Here is a 21,583-nt window from a genome sequence, read left to right as displayed (position 1 = left end):
TGCGCACGAGTATGCGGTGCGCCGACGCAATCGTCACCGGTTCAAGTGCCGCAAACGTGACGACCGCCCCGGTGGGGCGGTCGTTGTTCACGCATCAGCTGTTGTTGTGGTCGACCTTGATGGTCGGATCGCTGCCGGCAATCAGGTTATGAATGTTGGCACTCGACCAGTTGTTGCCTTCCAGTTTGATCGTCACGTCCGGTGTCGCGGCTGCCGCATCGCCTGAGTTGAACTTGCCGCCCGAGCTGACTTGCAGCGACGACACGCCGTCGACCGTGGTGATCTTCAGGAAGTTGTCGATGGTGCTGCCGGTCTCGCCCTGCAACAGGTCGCGCAGGTCGATGCGGTCGCCTTCGCTGGCCTTGAAGTCCTTGATCACGTCGTTGCCGGTGTCGCCCGCCTTCCAGACGAAGGTGTCCGCACCGGAACCACCGATCAGGATGTCGTTGCCCTGACCGCCGATCAGCGTGTCGTTGCCGGTGCCGCCGAGCAGGATGTCATTGCCCTTGCCGCCGTCGAGCAGGTCGTTGCCGCCCGAGCCGAACAGGATGTCATTGCCCGCGCCGCCCAGCAGCGTGTCGTTGCCGTCGTGGGCACCGGACACATCGAACGCCTGATAGTGCTCGGTGATGTACTGGTGCACGTTGCTGGTGGTGACCTTGCTGACGTCGACCCCGGTTTCCTTGGCCACGAACGCCTGCATCGCCTGATAACCCTCGCCGGCAATGCCGTTGAAGCTCACCAGGTCGCCGAACAGGATGTCGTTGCCGTCGCCACCGCTGACGGTGTCGTTGCCCGGCATCGTCGCTTCGGTGTGACCGATGATCGAGTTGGCCAGGTCCTTCGGATCGATGTTGGTCTGTGGCGTCTTGTCCGAATCGTACGGTTTCAGGTCGTTGAGGCTGACGCCGTTGTTCAGGCCGATCGCTTCGACGTTCGACAGACCGCTCAGCAGTGCGAAGCCGGCGGCGGAGTTGTCGGTGGTGTTCGACGAGGTGCTGTTGCCGCTGCCCGCCAGGCTTGAGATCTCGTAGGTGCCGTCGCCCTGGGCGTGGATGGTGCCCAGGCTGTTCCAGCTCCAGTTGTTGTTCTTGAGCGTCTGCAGCACCACTTCACCGGAGGTGCTGATGCTCAGGTAGTGAGTGCTGTCGATGTAGGTGGCGAAGCTGCTGCCCAGCTTGTAGTTGCTGGTTTTCACCACGTCGTCGAGCTTCACGTTGCCGTACAGCGTCGGGTTGGTCTGCTCGTTGCTCTGGTAATAGGTCGGCTGGCCGTCGGTGATGAAGTACGTGAGGTTCTTCGCCCCGGTGTTGGCCACCGCTTCAGCGCTCTGGAAGAAGTTCGCGGTGGCCTTGAACACGTCCTCGTAGTTGGTGCCGCCGCCGGACGCCATCGAGTCCAGCACGGCCTTGAGCAAGGTCAGTGCGTTCGGGTCGTTGAGGTTCACCGATACGGACTTGTTGACCTGGGTATCGAAGTCCACCAGGAAGATGTTCACCGTCCCCGAGTTGCTGCCGCCCAGGCTCTGCTTGAGGGTGTTGAACACCGACGTCAGCGAGTCCTTGGCGGCGTTGATCGACGAGGCGCTCATGCTGCCCGAGCTGTCGACCATGAACGCGATGTTGTAGTTGGTGCCCGGCACCACGGTCAGGCCGCCGATGTCGGCGACCATGATGTCGTTGCCGTCGGTGCCGGTGACGGTGTCATCGGCCGAGGTGGCGACAATCGAGTTGTAGACCGCCGGCACCACGGTGACCGGGATGGTCGCTGTGGTGCTGGCCGAGCCGCCTACCTGCTCGGTGGAGGTCGAGGTCACGGTCAGGTTGAACTGGCCGTTGTAGTAGGTCGGCGGGGTCACGGTCAGGGTGCCGAGGTTCCAGCCGGTGACGTTGGCGTCGCCGCTGGTGGCGGTCACGGTGAAGCTGTGGCCTGCGCCGTCGCTGAGCACCGAGCCGACCGGCGCACCGCTGATCTTGATGCTCAGGGTTTCCGAGCCGTCGGTGTCGGTTAGCGCGGTGCTGATCGACGACAGTTTCACCGTGGAGCCTTCGGCGCCGGTGTTGAGCTTGTAGCCGTCGTAATAGCCTTCGCCGTTGCTGCCGTGCAGATCGGAGACGGTCACGCCGGCATTCACCAGATCCTGCACGCCGGTGTAGATCGGCACACCGGCACTGCTCAGGTCGATCGGCGTGCTGCCGTTGACCGACAGGTTGACGTCGTAGCTGCCCGGGCCGCTCTGGTTGTGGTGGTAGATGTCCAGGGTGTAGTAGCCGCTGGTGGTCGGGGTGAACGAACCGTTGAGGTTGCCGCCCGCGCCCCACGTCGTGGACGCCACGCTCTTGCCGCCGATGGTCACCAGCAGGCTGTCATCACCGGTGCCGCTGAAGGTGTAGGTCTTGCCGGCTTCCAGATAAATCAGGCCCGAGGTTTTCGACGCAGTGCCGGCGGTTACGCTGCCGTCGGACTGCACGTTGTTCACGGTACCGCTGGTGTTCGGCTTGCCGGCACCGTCGATCACGTTTTTCAGGGTGGTCGAGTTGGCGCCGCTGCCGTCAGTGCCCAGGCCCGACAGACCGGTCCAGACTTCCTTGATCAGCCCGGTGGACTTCACGCTGTTGTCGGCGACCGACAGGGTCGGTGCATCCGCCACCGGCGTGATATCGATCTTGATGGTGCCGGTATTGCCCAGCAACTGGCCGTCGGTTGGCTGGAATTTGATCTGCGCGTAGTCGGCCTGATTGTTACCAACGCCAGTGCCACCGTAACCGTTCACACCCGACTCGTTGGTATCCGGCACGAAGCGCAGCTTGCCGGCGTCGATGTCGGCCTTGCTGAAAGTCTGGTTGTTGGCGACGTCTTTCCAGGTCGAGCCGTCCAGATACTGCAGTTTGCCTTCGCCCGGCAGCTGGGTGATTTTCACGCCCAGGCTGCTGGCCGGGCTGTCGACGTCGCTGACGCCGAAGGTCGACCAGCCGAGGATCAGCGGGGTGTCTTCGGTGCCGGTGACGTTGACCGGTGCAGCGACCGGCGCGTCGTTGACCGCCACCACGTTGACCGTGGTGGTCGCGGTATTGGAGTAGTTGCCGCCATCGGTCACGGTCACGGTGATGATCCGTGGCACGGTGCTCGGGTCTTCACTGCTGTTGGTGAAGCTGATGTTCTTGATCGCCTGCATGTAGTCGGCCAGCGTCGCGTTGCCCGACAGGGTCAGGGTGACGGTGCCGTTGGTGCTGTTGGCATTGATGGTGATGCCGTTGACGCTGTTGCCCAGGTTCAGCGCATCGCCGTCCTGACGGTTGGTCAGCACGACGGTGGCGCCGGTCAGCATGGTGCTGTCCGGGTCGGTGATCTTGATGTCGGTGTCGGCAATCGACACGCCTGGACCTGTTGTGCCCTCGGTGAAGGTCACCTTGTAGTCGGCACCCGTTGCACCGCTGGAGTTGTTGGCGTCGAGGTCGATGACCGGTGGCGCATCGTTGTCGATGATCGAGGTGCTGACGCTGCCATTGGTGCTGCTGACCGCCAGGTTTTCGAAGTTGCCACCGGTGGCCGAGTCGATCTTGACCACGAAGTTCTCGGTGCCTTCGGTGATCTTGTCATCGATGGTGGCGACGTTGAACTGCGCACTGCTGGCACCCGCCGGGATCTTCACGGTGTACACGCCGGTGAAGTCCGAACCGTCGGCGGCGGTGCCGCTGTAGACGATTTTCAGGGTCACTTCGGTCTGCGCCGGATGGGTCAGGCTGACGGTGTAGCTGGCGGTCTGGCCTTCGGTTACCGAGGTGCTGCCGGTGATGCTGACAGTGGTGGTGTCGATGGTGTCGGTGACGCTGGTCACGGCTGGCGTGGTGCTGGTGACCAGGTTTTCGAAATTGCCGCCCGTGGCATTGGTGATCGTGGCCTGTACGTTGCCGGCGTCCTTGTAGACGTCGTCAGCTGGCGCAGGAACGGTCACGGTGCCGGTGGTTTTACCGGCGTCGATGGTGATCACGGCGCCGTTCGACAAGGTTACGGTCACTGGCGAGCCAGCAACGTTGGTCAGGGTCGCGGTATAGGTGATCGAGCCACCTTCGGCCACGGTGCCGGTCGCGCTGAGGGACAGGTTGGTGGTGTCGACGGTGTCGGTGACGGTGGTGCTGACCGGCGTCTTGTCGGCCACGAGGTTTTCATAGTTGCCGCCAGTCACGTTGGTGATCGAGTTGGTCAGCGGTGTGTGGCCGGTCAACGCGTCGTTCGGCGCGGTGGTGGTCACGGTGCCGGTGGTCTTGCCGACTTCGATGGTGATCGACTGACCGTTGGCCAGATTCACGGTTACTGGCGAGCCCGTCACCGGCGCACCCACGGTAGCGGTGTAGGTGACGGTGCCACCTTCGGCCGCGGTCGTGGTTGCGGTCAGCTTCACGGTGGTGGTGTCGATGGTGTCGGTAACGCTGGTTACGGCTGGCGTGGTGCTGGTCACCAGGTTTTCGAAGTTGCCACCGGTGGCGGATTTGATCGTGGCCTGCACGTTGCCGGCGTCTTTGTAGACGTCATCGGCTGGTGCAGGAACGGTCACGGTGCCAGTGGTTTTACCGGCTTCGATAGTGATGACTGCACCGTTCGACAAGGTCACGGTGACTGGCGAGCCAGCAGCGTTGGTCAGGGTCGCGGTGTAGGTGATCGAGCCACCCTCGGCCACGGTGCCGGTCGCGCTGAGGGACAGGTTGGTGGTGTCGACGGTGTCGGTGACGGTGGTCGAGACCGGCGTCTTGTCGGCCACGAGGTTTTCGTAGTTGCCGCCAGAAACGTTGGTGATCGAGTTGGTCAGCGGTGCCTGGCCGGTCAACGCATCGTTCGGCGCGATGGTGGTCACGGTGCCGGTGGTTTTACCCACTTCGATGGTGATCGACTGACCGTTGGCCAGATTCACGATTACCGGAGAGCCAGTCACCGGTGCGCCCACGGCGGCGGTGTAGGTGACGGTGCCGCCCTCGGCCGCTGTTGCGGTTGCGGTCAGCTTCACGGTGGTGGTGTCGATGGTGTCAGTAACGCTGGTCACTGCTGGCGTGGTGCTGGTCACCAGGTTTTCGAAGTTGCCGCCCGTGGCGTTGGTGATCGTGGCCTGCACATTGCCTGCGTCTTTGTAGACGTCATCGGCTGGCGCGGCAACGGTCACGGTGCCGGTGGTTTTACCGGCCTCGATGGTGATCACGGCGCCATTGCTCAAGGTCACGGTCACCGGGGTGCCCGCAGCGTTGGTCAGGGTCGCGGTGTAGGTGATCGAGCCACCTTCAGCCACGGTGCCAGTCGCGCTCAGCGACAGGTTGGTGGTGTCGACGGTGTCGGTCACGGTCGTGCTGACCGGCGTCTTGTCGGCCACCAGATTTTCGTAGTTGCCGCCCGTCACGCCTGTGATCGCGTTGGTCAGTGGTGCATGACCATTCAACACGTCATTAGGCGCGGTGGTCGTCACGGTGCCGGTGGTTTTACCCACTTCGATGGTGATGCTCTGGCCGTTCGACAGGTTCACGGTCACTGGCGAGCCAGTCACAGGAGCGCCCACGGTGGCGGTGTAAGTGACAGTGCCGCCTTCAGCCGCCGACTCGGTGGCGGTAAGTTTCACCGTGGTGGTGTCGATGGTATCGGTGACCTGGGTCACGGCAGGAACAGTGCTCGGGACCAGATTTTCGAAGTTGCCACCGGTGGCATTGGTGATCGTGGCCTGCACGTTGCCGGCGTCCTTGTAGACGTCATCGGCTGGCGCAGGAACGGTCACGGTGCCAGTGGTTTTGCCGGCCTCGATGGTGATCACGGCGCCGTTCGACAGGGTCACGGTCACTGGCGAGCCAGCGGCGTTGGTCAGGGTCGCGGTGTAGATGATCGAACCGCCCTCGGCAACCGAATTGGTGGCGCTGAGGGTCAGGTTAGTGGTGTCGACCGTGTCGGTGACGGTGGTCGAGACCGGCGTTTTGTCAGCCACGAGATTTTCGTAGTTGCCGCCCGTCACGCCGGTAATCGCGTTGGTCAACGGCGCGTGGCCGGTCAGCGCATCGTTCGGTGCGGTGGTAGTGACAGTGCCAGTGGTCTTGCCGACTTCGATGGTGATCGACTGACCGTTGGACAGTGTCACGGTGACTGGCGAGCCGGTCACAGGCGCGCCCACGGTGGCGGTGTAAGTGACAGTGCCGCCTTCAGCCGCCGACTCGGTCGCGGTCAGTTTGACCGTGGTGGTGTCGATGGTGTCGGTGACATTGGTTACGGCTGGCGTAGTGCTGGTCACCAGATTTTCGAAGTTGCCACCGGTCGCGGATTTGATTGTCGCCTCCACGGTGCCGGCGTCCTTGTAGACGTCGTCGGCTGGCGCAGGAACGGTCACGGTGCCGGTGGTTTTGCCGGCCTCGATTGTGATCACCGAGCCGTTGGACAAGGTCACGGTCACCGGCGTGCCCGCCGGGTTGGTCAGGGTCGCGGTGTAGACGATCGAACCACCTTCGGCCACGGTCCCGGTCGCGGTCAGCGACAGATTGGTGGTGTCGACGGTGTCGGTGACGATGGTCGAAACCGGAGTTTTGTCGGCAACGAGATTTTCGTAGTTACCGCCGGACACGCCGGTGATCGCGTTGGTCAGTGGTGCATGGTCGTTCAGCACATCGTTCGGTGCCGTGGTGGTCACGGTGCCGGTGGTTTTACCCACCTCGATGGTGATTTGCTGACCGTTGGCCAGGGTCACGGTCACAGGCGAACCGGTCACCGGTGCGCCAACAGTCGCGGTGTAAGTGACGGTGCCACCTTCAGCGGCCGTTTCGGAAGCGGTCAGCTTCACGGTCGTCGTGTCAACGGTGTCGGTGACTTCCGTTACGGCTGGAATGGTGCTTGGCACCAGGTTCTCGAAATTGCCACCGGTTGCATCCTTGATGGTGACTTCGACTTTTCCGGCGTCCTTGTAGACGTCATCGGCAGGTGCTGGAACGGTCACCGTGCCGATGGTTTTACCGGCCTCGATGGTGATCACGGCGCCGTTCGACAGGGTCACGGTCAGCGGAGTGCCGGCAGGATTGGTCAGGGTGGCGGTGTAGGTGATCGAGCCACCTTCGGCCACGGTGCCCGTCGCAGTCAGCGACAGATTGGTGGTGTCGACGGTGTCGGTCACGGTGGTGCTGACCGGCGTCTTGTCGGCCACCAGACTCTCGTAGTTACCGCCGCTCACGCCGGTGATCGCGTTGGTCAGTGGCGCATGGTCGTTCAGCACATCGTTCGGTGCCGTGGTGGTCACGGTGCCGGTGGTTTTACCCACCTCGATGGTGATTTGCTGACCGTTGGCCAGGGTCACGGTCACAGGCGAACCGGTCACCGGTGCGCCAACAGTCGCGGTGTAAGTGACGGTGCCACCTTCAGCGGCCGTTTCGGAAGCGGTCAGCTTCACGGTCGTCGTGTCGACGGTGTCGGTGACTTCCGTTACGGCTGGAATGGTGCTTGGCACCAGGTTCTCGAAATTGCCACCGGTTGCATCCTTGATGGTGACTTCGACTTTTCCGGCGTCCTTGTAGACGTCATCGGCAGGGGCCGGAACGGTTACGGTACCGGTGGTTTTACCGGCTTCGATGGTGATCACGGCGCCGTTCGACAGGGTCACGGTCACCGGCGTGCCCGCCGGGTTGGTCAGGGTCGCGGTGTAGACGATCGAACCGCCCTCGGCCACAGAGCCAGTGGCGCTCAGGGTCAGGTTGGTGGTGTCGACGGTATCAGTGACGGTAGTCGAAACCGGGGTCTTGTCGGCCACGAGGTTTTCGTAATTACCGCCAGACACACCAGTGATCGAATTGGTCAGCGGGGTGTGACCGTTCAGCGCATCGTTCGGCGCAGTGGTGGTCACAGTGCCGGTGGTTTTGCCCACCTCGATGGTGATCGACTGACCATTGGCCAGGGTCACGGTCACAGGCGAACCGGTGACAGGCGCACCGACGGTAGCGGTGTAAGTAACGGTGCCGCCTTCCGCCGCCGACTCGGTCGCGGTCAGTTTCACCGTGGTGGTGTCGATGGTGTCGGTGACGTTGGTCACGGCCGGAACAGTGCTCGGCACCAAGTTCTCGAAACCACCGCCAGTGGCGGTCGAAATGGTTGCCTCGACTTTGCCGGCGTCTTTGTAGACGTCGTCTTTCGGCGCGTCGACGGTCACGGTGCCAGTGGTTTTGCCGGCCTCGATGGTGATGACGGCACCGTTCGACAGGGTCACGGTCACCGGCGTACCCGCCGGGTTGGTCAGGGTCGCTGTGTAGGTGATCGAACCACCCTCGGCCACCGAATCGGTGGCCGTCAGGTTCAGGTTGGTGGTGTCGACAGTGTCCGACACCGAGGTATTTGCCGGTTTGCTGTCGACCGCCAGGTTTTCGTAGTTGCCGCCGGTGGCCTTGTCGATGGTCACGCTCAGCGAGCTGCCGCCCGCCAGCGGGCTGTTCGGCGCGACGAAGTTCACGGTGCCGGTGGTTTCGCCGACGGCGATGGTGATGGTCTGGCCGTTGGACAGGGTCACGACGACCGGCGAGCCGGTTACTGGCGCGGTCACGGTTGCGGTGTAGACCACGGTTTCGCCTTCGGCGACGTTGGCGGTGGCGGTCAGCGACACGGTGGACGTGTCGATGGTGTCATTGACGGTGGTGACCGCCGGGGCGGTGCTGGTGACCAGGTTTTCGAAGTTGCCACCGGTGGTGGTCGAAATGGTCGTCTCGACTTTGCCGGCGTCTTTGTAGACGTCGTCTTTCGGCGCATCGACGGTCACGGTGCCGGTGGTTTTACCGGCCTCGATGGTGATGACGGCGCCGTTGCTCAAGGTCACAGTGACCGGAGTGCCGGCGGCGTTGGTCAGGGTCGCGGTGTAGGTGATCTGGCCACCTTCGTTGACTTCCGGCGTGGCGCTCAGGGTCAGGTTGGTGGTGTCGACGGTGTCGGTCACGGTGGTGCTGACCGGCGTCTTGTCGGCCACGAGGTTTTCGTAATTACCGCCAGACACGTCAGTGATCGAATTGGTCAGCGGGGTGTGACCGTTCAGCGCGTCGTTCGGTGCGGTGGTGGTCACGGTGCCGGTGGTCTTGCCGACTTCGATGGTGATCGACTGACCATTGGCCAGGGTCACGGTCACAGGCGAACCGGTTACCGGGGCACCAACGGTCGCGGTGTAGGTGACGGTGCCGCCTTCAGCAGCCGATTCGGTCGCGGTCAGTTTGACGGTCGAGGTGTCGATGGTGTCGGTGACTTCTGTGACGGCTGGAGCGGTGCTTGGCACCAGGTTCTCGAAGTTGCCGCCAGTTGCATCCTTGATGGTGACTTCGACTTTGCCGGCGTCTTTGTAGACGTCATCTTTCGGTGCGTCGACGGTCACGGTGCCGGTGGTTTTGCCGGCCTCGATGGTGATGACGGCGCCGTTGCTCAGCGTCACGGTCACCGGGGTGCCGGCCGGGTTGGTCAGGGTCGCGGTGTAAACGATCGAGCCGCCCTCGGCCACCGAGTCAGTGGCGCTCAGAGTCAGGTTGGTGGTGTCGACGGTGTCGGTGACGGTAGTCGAAACCGGGGTCTTGTCGGCGACCAGATTCTCGTAGTTACCGCCAGTTACGTTGGTGATCGCGTTGGTCAGCGGCGCATGACCATTCAACACGTCGTTCGGTGCGGTGGTGGTGACGGTGCCGGTGGTCTTGCCGACTTCGATGGTAATCGACTGACCGTTGGCCAAGGTCACGGTCACAGGCGAACCGGTTACCGGGGCACCAACGGTCGCGGTGTAGCTAACGGTTCCGCCTTCAACTGCCGACTCGGTCGCGGTCAGTTTGACCGTGGTGGTATCGATGGTGTCGGTGACTTCAGTGACAGCCGGAACAGTGCTTGGCACCAGATTCTCGAAGTTGCCACCGGTGGCAGTCGAAATGGTCGCTTCGACTTTGCCGGCATCTTTGTAGACGTCGTCTTTCGGCGCATCGACGGTCACGGTGCCGGTGGTTTTACCGGCCTCGATGGTGATGACGGCACCGTTGCTCAACGTCACGGTCACCGGGGTGCCGGCAGGGTTGGTCAGGGTGGCGGTGTAGACGATCGAACCGCCTTCGGCCACAGAATCGCTAGCGCTCAGAGTCAGGTTGGTGGTGTCGACAGTGTCGGTGACGGTGGTGCTGACCGGAGTCTTGTCGGCCACCAAATTTTCGTAGTTACCGCCGCTCACACCGGTGATCGCGTTGGTCAGCGGAGTGTGACCGTTCAACGCGTCGTTCGGCGCAGTGGTGGTGATGGTGCCGGTGGTTTTACCGACTTCGATGGTGATCGACTGACCATTGGCCAGGGTCACGGTCACAGGCGAACCCGTCACCGGAGCGCCGACGGTAGCGGTATAAGTGACAGTGCCACCTTCCGCCGCCGACTCGGTCGCAGTGAGCTTCACCGTAGTGGTGTCGATGGTGTCGGTGACTTCGGTCACGGCCGGAACGGTGCTTGGCACCAGATTCTCGAAGTTGCCGCCAGTTGCATCCTTGATGGTCACCTCGACCTTGCCGGCGTCTTTGTAGACGTCGTCTTTCGGCGCATCGACGGTCACGGTGCCGGTGGTTTTACCGGCCTCGATGGTGATGACGGCGCCGTTGCTCAAGGTCACGGTCACCGGAGTGCCGGCGGCGTTGGTCAGGGTCGCGGTGTAGGTGATTGAGCCACCTTCGGCCACGCTGTCGGTCGCGGTCAGTGTCAGGTCGGTGGTGTCGACGGTGTCGGTTACCGTGGTGCTGACCGGGGTTTTGTCGGCGACGAGATTTTCGTAGTTACCACCGGTCACGCCAGTGATCGAGTTGCTCAGCGGCGTATGACCGTTGAGTGCATCGTTCGGCGCGGTGGTGGTGATGGTGCCGGTGGTCTTGCCGACTTCGATGGTGATGGTCTGACCGTTGGCCAGGGTCACGGTGACCGGCGAGCCAGTCACCGGAGCGCCAACGGTGGCGGTGTAAGTGACGGTGCCGCCCTCAGCCACCGACGTATCGGCGCTCAGTTTCACGGTCGATGTGTCGATGGTGTCGGTGACGTTGGTCACGGCTGGAACAGTGCTCGGCACCAGGTTCTCGAAGTTGCCGCCAGTTGCATCCTTGATGGTCACTTCGACCTTGCCGGCGTCTTTGTAGACGTCATCGGCTGGTGCCGGAACGGTCACGGTGCCGGTGGTTTTACCGGCTTCGATGGTGATCACCGAGCCGTTGCTCAGGGTCACGGTCACCGGAGTACCAGCCGGGTTGGTCAGGGTGGCGGTGTAAACGATCGAACCACCTTCGGCCACAGTACCGGTAGCACTGAGGGTCAGGTTGGTGGTGTCGACAGTGTCGGTGACTCTGGTGCTGACCGGCGTCTTGTCGGCTACGAGGTTCTCGTAATTGCCACCGCTCACGCCGGTGATCGCGTTGGTCAGCGGCGTATGGCCGTTCAATGCATCGTTCGGTGCAGTGGTGGTCACGGTGCCGGTGGTCTTGCCGACTTCGATGGTGATCGACTGACCATTGGCCAGGGTCACGGTCACAGGCGAACCCGTCACCGGAGCGCCGACGGTAGCGGTATAAGTGACAGTGCCACCTTCCGCCGCCGACTCGGTCGCGGTCAGTTTCACCGTGGTGGTGTCGATGGTGTCAGTGACTTCGGTCACCGCCGGAACAGTGCTCGGAACGAGGTTCTCGAAGTTGCCGCCGGATGCATCCTTGATAGTCACTTCGACTTTGCCAGCATCTTTGTAGACGTCATCGGCTGGTGCCGGAACGGTCACGGTGCCGGTGGTTTTACCGGCCTCGATGGTGATGACGGCGCCGTTGCTCAAGGTCACGGTCACCGAAGTGCCGGCCGGGTTGGTCAGGGTGGCGGTGTAGACGATCGAACCGCCTTCGGCCACAGAATCGCTAGCGCTCAGTGTCAGGTTGGTGGTGTCGACAGTGTCGGTGACGGTGGTGCTGACCGGCGTCTTGTCGGCTACGAGGTTCTCGTAATTGCCACCGCTCACGCCGGTGATCGCGTTGGTCAGCGGCGTATGGCCGTTCAATGCATCGTTCGGTGCAGTGGTGGTGATGGTGCCGGTGGTTTTACCGACTTCGATGGTGATCGACTGACCGTTGGCCAGGGTCACGGTGACTGGCGAGCCGGTCACAGGCGCGCCAACAGTCGCGGTGTAGGTAACGGTTCCGCCTTCAACTGCCGACTCGGTCGCGGTCAGTTTGACCGTGGTGGTATCGATGGTGTCGGTGACGTTGGTCACGGCCGGAACAGTGCTCGGCACCAGGTTCTCGAAGTTGCCGCCAGTTGCATCCTTGATCGTCACTTCGACTTTGCCGGCATCTTTGTAGACGTCATCGGCTGGCGCCGGAACGGTCACGGTGCCGGTGGTTTTACCGGCCTCGATGGTGATGACGGCGCCGTTGCTCAAGGTCACGGTCACCGGAGTGCCGGCGGCGTTGGTGAGGGTAGCTGTGTAGACGATCGAACCGCCTTCAGCGACAGTGCCGGTCGCGCTCAGGGTCAGATTGGTGGTGTCGGCAACGTCTGTAACCGTGGTCGATACCGGAGTCTTGTCGGCCACCAGGTTTTCGTAGTTACCACCCGAAACGCCCGTGATCGAGTTGGTCAGCGGTGCATGGCCGGTCAGCACATCGTTCGGTGCGGTAGTGGTGATGGTACCGGTGGTCTTGCCGACTTCAATGGTGATGGTCTGGCCGTTGGCCAAAGTGACAGTCACCGGCGAGCCGGTCACTGGCGCGCCCACCGTCGCGGTGTAGGTGACGGTGCCGCCTTCAGCCACCGATGTATCGGCACTCAGCTTCACGGTCGAGGTGTCGATGGTATCGGTCACTTCCGTGACGGCAGGAACGGTGCTCGGAACCAGATTCTCGAAGTTGCCGCCGGACGCATCCTTGATGGTCACTTCGACTTTGCCGGCGTCCTTGTAGACGTCGTCGGCTGGCGCCGGAACCGTCACGGTGCCGGTAGTTTTGCCAGCTTCGATGGTGATGACGGAGCCGTTGCTCAACGTCACGGTCACTGGTGTGCCCGCAGGATTGGTCAAGGTCGCGGTGTAAACAATCGAACCACCCTCGGCGACGGTGCCAGTGGCGCTCAGCGTCAGGTTGGTGATGTCGGCAACGTCGGTAACCGTGGTCGAAACCGGAGTTTTGTCGGCCACGAGGTTTTCGTAATTACCGCCGGAAACGCCGGTGATCGAGTTGGTCAGCGGTGCGTTGCCAGCCAATGCGTCATTCGGCGCGGTGGTGGTCACGGTGCCGGTGGTCTTGCCGACTTCGATGGTGATGGTCTGACCGTTGGCCAAAGTGACAGTCACCGGCGAACCGGTGACTGGTGCGCCAACCGTAGCGGTATAGGTAACGGTGCCGCCTTCTGCAACCGAAGAATCAGCCGTCAGTTTGACCGTCGACGTGTCGATGGTGTCAGTCACTTCGGTGACAGCGGGAACAGTGCTTGGCACCAGGTTCTCGAAGTTGCCGCCAGTGGCGTCCTTGATGGTGACTTCGATTTTGCCGGCGTCTTTGTAGACGTCATCGGCTGGCGCCGGAACGGTCACGGTGCCGGTAGTTTTACCCGCCTCGATGGTGATGACGGAGCCGTTGCTCAACGTCACGGTCACCGGGGTGCCGGCAGGATTGGTCAGGGTTGCGGTGTAAACGATCGAACCGCCCTCGGCCACGGAACCGGTCGCGCTCAGCGACAGGTTGGTGGTGTCGATGGAGTCGGTGACGGTGGTGGTCGCTGGCGTCGTGTTCGGCACCAGATTCTCGAAATTGCCGCCGGTGGCACCGGTAATCGTGGTGCTGACAGTGCCGCCGTTGTTGTAGACGTCATTCGGTGCGGTCGGCACGTTGACGCTGCCGGTGGTCTGGCCAGCGCCGATGGTAATCGTCGAGCCGTTCGACAGGGTGACGGTCACCGGGGTCTGCGCCGGGTTGGTCAGGGTCGCGGTGTAGGTGATCTGGCCACCTTCGACCACGGTGCCGGTGGCAGTCAGGGTCAGGCCGGTGGTGTCGATCGAGTCGGTGATGGTGGTCACCGCCGGTGTCGGGTTCGGCACCAGGTTTTCGAAGTTGCCGCCGGTGGCTCCGGTGATGGTGGTGGTGACAGTGCTGCCGTTGTTATAGACGTCATTCGGCGCGGTCGGCACGTTGACGGTGCCGGTGGTCTGGCCGGCGCCGATGGTGATGGTCGAGCCATTGGACAGGGTAACGGTCACCGGCGTCTGCGCCGGGTTGGTCAGCGTGGCGGTGTAGGTGATCTGGCCACCTTCGGTCACGCTTGGGCCGGCCGTCAGGGTGACGGTGGTGGTGTCGATGGTGTCGGTGACCTGAGTCGTGGCCGGGGTGGTCGGCGGGGTCACGGTGATGCCGCTGCCGCCGGTGGTGCCGGTGACGGTCACGTCGATCTGGGTCGGGTCGTTATAAACAGTGTCGTTCGGTGCCAGGGGCACGTTGGCGGTGCCAGTGGTGGAACCGGCCGGAATCACGATCACCGCGCCGTTGGACAGGGTGATGGTCAGGTCGGTCAGCGGCGCCTGGGTCAGGGTCGCGGTGTACATCAGCACACCGCCGGCTTCGGTGATGCTCGGCGTGGCGCTGAGGCTCAGGGTCGATTCGCGCAGGGCGTTGGCGGTGGTGTCGGTGTTCTGCCCGCCGGTGATGTTTTGCGCGGCCTGGCCTGCAGCGTTGATGCCCGCAGTCGGGAAACCGATGGTTGGGTCGACGCGGCCGGCGGTCGCATCGAGCATCACGAAGCTGTGGCCGCCACCAGCGGCACCGCCAGTCCCAGCGGCGCTCGGGCCGGCTGCGGTGGATTCAAGGGCGGTAGTCGGGTCGACACCGGCGGCGATGGCTTGTTGCAGCTCTTCCACCGACGGCGCGGCTTGCGCGGTGGCTTCGGCCAGGTCAGTGCTGGAATCCGGAGTGTCGGCGCTCCACTGAGTGTCGCGGCCCAGATCGATCGTGCGGCCATCGGCCAGTTCGAGGGACACGGCGCCGGAAACGCCGGTGTCGACCTGATCGCCGGCAAACAGCCGGTCGCCTTCAACGAGTACGCGACGGACGCCCTCTGGGGACACCACGAAAACCTGACCGACAATGCTTTTGACGATGGCAACAACACTGCTCATTGAAGACTCTCCGGGTGTCACGTTCAGTTGACTTCCATAGACCTGATGGCTCTCTGCGCCGATTCAGTCTGGACGTACTTTTAAAAAAGATGAAACAAAGTTGACGCTGCTGTTCGTCAATATTTTGGCTAGATTCTTTCGCTATTAACTTTATGCCAAACTATTGACCTTCTGGGTGCCATCCTAAACAATCGTCCCAGTAATGTCACATTGATATTTATGCGGCGACCTGCCCTTCAGCGTGTGATCCAGTTCCGGTTTTAAACTTTCCGACATACGGTCATTCCGGTTGCCATCTTCCGACGCAGCTCACCAATTTGCTGTGATTCAAGACAAGAAGTTCTGGGAAATCTTTACCATGCGTTCGCACCTGTTCAAGGCTCTACCCTTCGCTCTCGCCGCGTCTTTCGTACAAGCACAATCCTTACCAGAAGCCATGCAGCAGGCGCTGGATGTCCATCCGGAAATCCAGGCAGGGGTCAACAGCCGACTGGCCGCGGATTATCAGTTAAAGGCTGCAAAAGGTGGATACCTGCCCAAGGTCGATCTGCTGGGCGGTTATGGCCGTGAAGGCACCGACAGCGTCACCACCCGCGCCAATGGTGGCGGCAATCACTGGGAAACCCTGAACCGCAGCGAGTCAAGTTTGCGTCTGTCGCAAATGGTTTTTGACGGTTTTGCGACGTCCAGCGAAGTCGGGCGTCAACAAGCCACCGTCAACTCCCGCGCCTATTCCTTGCTCGGCACTTCCGAACGCACCGCGCTGACCGTGGCCCAGGTTTATCTGGATGTGCTGACCCGTCGCGAATTCGTGCGTCTGGCCGAAGAAAACCTCAAGAGCCACCAGCGCATCTACGACCAGATCCAGCTGCGCACCCAGCGCGGCGTCGGCAGCGGTGCCGACCTCGATCAGGCCGAAGCGCGGATGGCCCAGGCCCGCAACAACCTGATCACCGAGCAGACCAACCTCGCCGACTCGGAAACCAACTTCCTCAGCGCCGTCGGCCAGATGCCCGATCAACTGGAGCGTCCGGCGCCGTTCATGGCGATGATGCCGGCCAACCTGAATGAAGCGCGCCAGCAGATGCTGGAAAACAGCCCGATCCTGCGTTCGGCCGAGTCCGACATCGCCGCGGCCGAGAAGCAATACGAGACTGCCAAGTCGACCTTCTACCCGCGCTTCGACGCCGAGCTGGGCCGCACCGCCGACAACGATCTCGACGGCCAGAACGGTCACAACAACGAATGGCAGGCCATGCTGCGCATGCGCTTCAACCTGTATTCGGGCGGCAGCAACAAGGCGGACCTGGAGTCCAAGTCCTACCTGTCGAACCAGGCGCTGGACATCCGCAACAACGCCTTGCGCCAATTGAATGAAGAACTGGGCCTGGCCTGGAACGCCCTGAACAACGCCAACGCCCAAGTGCCGATCGCTCAGCAGTACGTTGATCACAGCACCTCGGTGCGCACCGCTTACCAGCGTCAGTTCAGCCTCGGCGAACGCACCCTGCTGGATTTGCTCGACAGTGAAAACGAGCTGTTCACCGCTTCGCGCCGTCTGGCCGAGATCAAAAACATTCAGTTATTTACTCAGTATCGAATCAAGGCGACCATGGGCGAGTTACTCAAGAGCCAGGGAGTGGTCGCACCCTTGGCATCCGTTGTGCAGAACGACGTGAAGCCCAAGGTCCAGCTGCCTGGGATGAATTGAGTTGTCCCTTTTCAACTGCTAAAGAGTGTCGAGCGTGGAATCAGAAGTCAGTCGAGTTCATCTCAGTCATGATCCACGCGCGTTGCACGACGATCCGTTACTGGATGGTCTGCTCGCTCTCTGCATGCTGCATCAGAAACCCGCCAGCGCGGCCATGCTGACCACCGGCCTGCCGCTGCCAAAACAACGCCTGAGTGTCGAGCTGCTGCCCCGTGCAGCGGCGCGCGCCGGGCTGCAAGGGCGAGTCCTGCAACGCAAGCTTGAAGAAATTCCGGCGATTGCCATGCCGGCGCTGTTGCTGCTCAAGGATGGCCGCAGTGCCGTCCTGCTCGGCTGGCAGGGTGAGAACGAAGCGCGGGTGCTGCTCAGCGAAAGCGACGGCGGCGAGTCTCTGGTCAGCCGCGAACTGCTGGCCGACGACTACACCGGCAAAGTGTTCTTCGCCCAGCCCCAGCACAAATTCGACGTCAACCACGGCACGCTGATCCCGCGTGCACGCTCGTGGTTTCGCGACACCCTCAAGCGTTCGCGCTGGCTGTACGCCGACGCCATCGCTGCCAGTTTCCTGATCAACATCATCGCCATGGCCGCGCCGCTGTTCGTGATGAACGTCTACGACCGCGTGGTGCCGAACCAGGCCGAAGCGACCCTGTGGGTGCTCGCACTGGGCATCACCGGCGCCTACCTGTTCGACCTGATCCTCAAGAGCCTGCGCAGCCTGTGCCTGGATCTGGCCGGCAAGAAAACCGACCTGATCATCTCCGCCACGCTATTCGAACGCATCGTCGGCATGGCCATGAAATACCGCCCGGCGCGGGTCGGCAGCTTTGCCCAGAACATCCACGAGTTCCAGAGTCTGCGTGACTTTCTTGCCTCGCTGACCCTGACCAGCCTGATCGACCTGCCGTTCACCCTCCTGATCTTCATCGTCATCGCGATTCTCGGCGGGCATCTGGTGTGGATTCCGGTGTTGGCCTTCCCGATTGCGCTGCTGATCGGCTACGCACTGCAGAAGCCGCTGGTGGCAACCATGGAACGCACCATGGCGCTGGGGGCCGAGCGTCAGTCGAGCCTGATCGAAACCCTCGCCGGCCTCGACGCGGTGAAGGTCAACAACGCCGAAAGCGAACGCCAGTATCAGTGGGAACAAACCATTGGCACTCTCAGCCGCCTCGAGCTGCGGGTGAAAATGCTCTCCGGCCTGGCGATGAACATCACCCTGCTGATCCAGCAACTGGCCGGGGTGATCATGATCGTCTTCGGCGTGTACCAGATCATCGCCGGCAACCTGAGCATGGGCGGTCTGATTGCCTGCTACATGCTCAGCGGTCGCGCACTGAGCCCGCTGGCATCGCTGTCCGGTTTGCTGACTCGTTATCAGCAGGCGCGGGTGACCATGACCTCGGTCGACCAGATGATGGAGCTGCCGCAGGAGCGCAATTTCGAAGAGCGCCCGCTGAGCCGCAAGGTGCTGCAAGGCGCGATCGAATGCCGCCAGCTCAGCTTCACCTACCCGGAGCAACAGAATCCGGCGCTGAAGAACATCAACCTGGTGATCCGTCCCGGCGAGAAGATCGGCATCATCGGCCGCAGCGGCTCGGGCAAAAGTTCGCTGGCGAAATTGCTGGTCGGCCTCTATCAGCCGGACGACGGTGCGTTGCTGGTGGACGGCGTCGACATCCGCCAGATCGACGTCAGCGAGTTGCGCTACAACATCGGCTACGTGCCGCAGGACATCCAGCTGCTGGCCGGCACCTTGCGCGACAACTTGATTTCCGGCGCCCGTTACGTCGAAGACGAACTTGTCTTGCAGGCCGCTGAACTGGCCGGCGTCCACGAATTCGCCCGACTGCACCCGCAGGGTTATGAACTGCAAGTCGGCGAGCGTGGACAGAACCTGTCCGGCGGTCAGCGCCAGAACGTTGCCCTGGCTCGGGCGCTGTTGCTCAATCCGCCGATCCTGTTGCTCGACGAACCGACCAGCGCCATGGACAACACCGGCGAAGAGCGCCTCAAGCAACGCCTGGCTGCAGTCGTTGAAAACAAGACCGTGGTGCTGGTGACGCACCGGGCGTCGCTGCTGTCGCTGGTGGATCGTCTGCTGGTGATCGATCGCGGGCAGATTCTCGCCGATGGCCCGAAAGCCGCCGTGATGGAAGCGTTGAAGAAGGGGCAGATCAGTGTTGCTTAAGTCGGGTTTCAAGGATTCGATCCGTCGCTACTTCAAAGGCTCTGCCTCGCTGCAGGGCCAGCCGCTGCCGGAGGTCAACAAGGCCTTGATCGAGGACGCGCCGCGTGTGGTGCGGCTGACGATCTGGGCGATCATCGGTTTCTTCGTGTTCCTGATGCTGTGGGCCAACTTCGCCGTCATCGACGAAGTGACCAAGGGCGACGGCAAGGCGATTCCATCGTCGAAGATCCAGAAAATCCAGAACCTCGAGGGCGGTATCGTCTCCGAGCTGTTCGTCAAGGAAGGCCAGATTGTCGAAGCCGGCGCACCGCTGGTTCGCCTGGACGACACGCGATTCGCTTCCAACGTCGGCGAAACCGAAGCTGATCGCTTGTCGATGCTGCTGCGGGTCGAGCGCCTGAGCGCCGAAGTCGATGACCGTCCGCTGAATTTCCCGGAGGACGTGCTCAAAGCCGTGCCGGGTCAGGCCAAGAGCGAAGAATCGCTGTACGTCAGCCGTCGTCAGCAATTGCACGATGAAGTCGGCGGCTTGCAGGAGCAGTTGATCCAGCGTCAGCAAGAGTTGCGCGAGTTCACCTCGAAGCAGGCGCAGTACCGCCAGCAACTCGGCCTGCAACGCCAGGAAATCAACATGTCCGAGCCGCTCGTGGCCCAGGGCGCGGTGTCGCCGGTGGAAGTGCTGCGACTCAAGCGTGCAGAAGTGGAAACCCGTGGTCAGCTCGACGCCACCACACTGGCGATCCCGCGTGCCGAATCGGCGATCAAGGAAGTGCAGCGCAAGATCGACGAAACTCGCGGCAAATTCCGCAGCGAAGCCCTGACTCAGCTCAACGAAGCCCGCACCGACCTGAACAAGGCCCAGGCCACCGGCAAGGCGCTGGAAGACCGGGTCAGTCGGACGCTCGTTACTTCGCCGGTGCGGGGCATCGTCAACAAGATGCTGGTCAACACCATCGGCGGCGTGATCCAGCCGGGCAGCGACCTGTTGGAAATCGTGCCGCTGGACGACACCCTGCTGGTCGAAGCGAAGATTCGCCCGCAGGACATCGCGTTCCTGCATCCTGGCCAGGAAGCCACGGTGAAATTCACCGCGTATGACTACACCATCTACGGCGGTCTCAAAGCCAAGCTGGAACAGATCGGCGCCGACACCATCACCGACGAAGACAAGAAAACCACCTACTACGTCATCAAGCTGCGCACCGAGCGCAGCCATCTCGGCACCGACGAGAAGCCGTTGCTGATCATCCCGGGGATGGTGGCGTCGGTGGACATCATCACCGGCAAGAAGACCGTGTTGAGCTATCTGCTCAAGCCAATCATCCGGGCGCGCGCCGAGGCGTTGCACGAACGGTAAATCTTCACGGACGCCTTCGAGGGACTCGCGGAGGCGTTCGTCGCACCAACACATTCCGTCCAGAAGTGACACAAATGGTCACTCACCATCCAGTCCATTCCTAAACAATCGCCATATCGTTATTCGTTAACAGTATTTAAATTCCGCTTCTTATAGCTATAAAGTCAGCCTCCTGCGTACCTGCCGACCAATCGGCGCGCCGCACGACACGAACCAACACGCAATCCAGCGTGAGTTTCTGATCGACGCGCGCGCCCTTGAGCGTGCCGTGCGTGGGAGATTGATTGATGTCCGCAGCTACTGCTACCCCAAGCGCCGCGACTGCCGCGCCGCAAACCTTCGAGATCCGCCCGTTCAGCGGTGCCGTCGGCGCCGAAATCATTGGCCTCGACCTGACCCGTCCGGTCAACGATGAAGACTTCGCCAGCATCCACCGCGCGCACCTCGATCACCATGTTGTGGTGTTCCGCGACCAGCGCATCACCCCGCAACAGCAGATCGATTTCAGCCGCCGTTTCGGCGTGTTGCAGATCCACGTGCTCAAGCAGTTCCTGCTGGCCAATCACCCGGAAATCCTCATTGTTTCCAACATCGTCGAAAACGGCCAGAACATCGGCCTCGGCGATGCCGGCAAATTCTGGCACTCGGACCTTTCCTATAAAGAGCTGCCGAGCCTCGGCTCGATGCTGCACGCCCAGGAGCTGCCGCCCGAAGGCGGCGACACCCTGTTCGCCGACATGCACAAAGCCTGGGACAGCCTGCCCGACGCGCTGCGCAAAGCGGTCGAAGGCCGCTCGGCTGCGCATTCCTACACCGCGCGCTACAGCGAAACCAAATTCGAAGGCAACTGGCGCCCGACCCTGACCCCGGAGCAATTGGCTCAGGTTGCCGAGGTCGTGCACCCGGTGGTCCGCACCCATCCGGAAAACGGCCGCAAGGCCTTGTTCGTCAGCGAAGGCTTCACCACCCGCATCGTCGGCCTGCCGGAAGACGAGAGCAAACAACTGCTCGACGAGCTCTACGCCCACAGCGTGCTGCCGCAGAACATCTATCGCCATCAATGGCAGCCACACGACCTGGTGTTCTGGGACAACCGCTCGCTGATCCACCTTGCCGCCGGTTGCCCCGCGCACCTGCGCCGCAAGCTGTATCGCACCACTATCCAGGGCGACGCGCCTTTCTGATTTGCCGGAG

At 62.1% G+C, this 21,583-nt stretch carries 5 protein-coding genes; 4 read left to right on the top strand and 1 reads right to left on the bottom strand.

Annotated elements, in window-relative coordinates; all coding sequences use genetic code 11:
• Positions 1 to 94: 94 nt before the first annotated feature.
• Positions 95 to 15,130 carry a retention module-containing protein gene (locus tag JKA62_RS12905; RefSeq protein WP_201818048.1) on the bottom strand — a complete coding sequence of 5,012 codons (15,036 nt, stop codon included), beginning with the start codon at positions 15,128 to 15,130 and terminating at the stop codon, positions 95 to 97.
• A gap of 358 nt (positions 15,131 to 15,488) precedes the next feature.
• Here JKA62_RS12905 and JKA62_RS12900 point away from each other — a divergent pair, with 358 nt between their 5' ends.
• The 4 genes from JKA62_RS12900 (at position 15,489) to JKA62_RS12885 (ending at position 21,573) form a co-directional block, all read left to right on the top strand.
• The gene (locus tag JKA62_RS12900) at positions 15,489 to 16,841 is read left to right on the top strand and encodes a TolC family outer membrane protein (RefSeq protein WP_011331849.1); all 1,353 of its coding nucleotides are present in this window, start codon (positions 15,489 to 15,491) and stop codon (positions 16,839 to 16,841) included.
• 34 nt (positions 16,842 to 16,875) lie between these two features.
• Entirely contained in the window at positions 16,876 to 19,032 is a 2,157-nt protein-coding gene (locus JKA62_RS12895; RefSeq protein WP_201818037.1) for a type I secretion system permease/ATPase, read from the top strand.
• The gene (locus JKA62_RS12890; RefSeq protein WP_085733431.1) at positions 19,022 to 20,389 is read left to right on the top strand and encodes an HlyD family type I secretion periplasmic adaptor subunit; all 1,368 of its coding nucleotides are present in this window, start codon (positions 19,022 to 19,024) and stop codon (positions 20,387 to 20,389) included. Before JKA62_RS12895 ends, JKA62_RS12890 begins: the two co-directional genes overlap by 11 nt.
• 287 nt (positions 20,390 to 20,676) lie before the next feature.
• On the top strand, positions 20,677 to 21,573 hold the full coding sequence (locus JKA62_RS12885) for a TauD/TfdA dioxygenase family protein (RefSeq protein ID WP_011331852.1): 897 nt from the start codon (positions 20,677 to 20,679) through the stop codon (positions 21,571 to 21,573).
• Positions 21,574 to 21,583 lie beyond the last annotated feature (10 nt).

The sequence above is a fragment of the Pseudomonas sp. B7 genome, from assembly GCF_016735645.1.
Lineage (GTDB): Bacteria > Pseudomonadota > Gammaproteobacteria > Pseudomonadales > Pseudomonadaceae > Aquipseudomonas > Aquipseudomonas glycinae.
The sequence above is the reverse complement of the archived record's forward strand: the minus strand, read 5'-3'. Positions and strand labels throughout refer to the sequence as shown.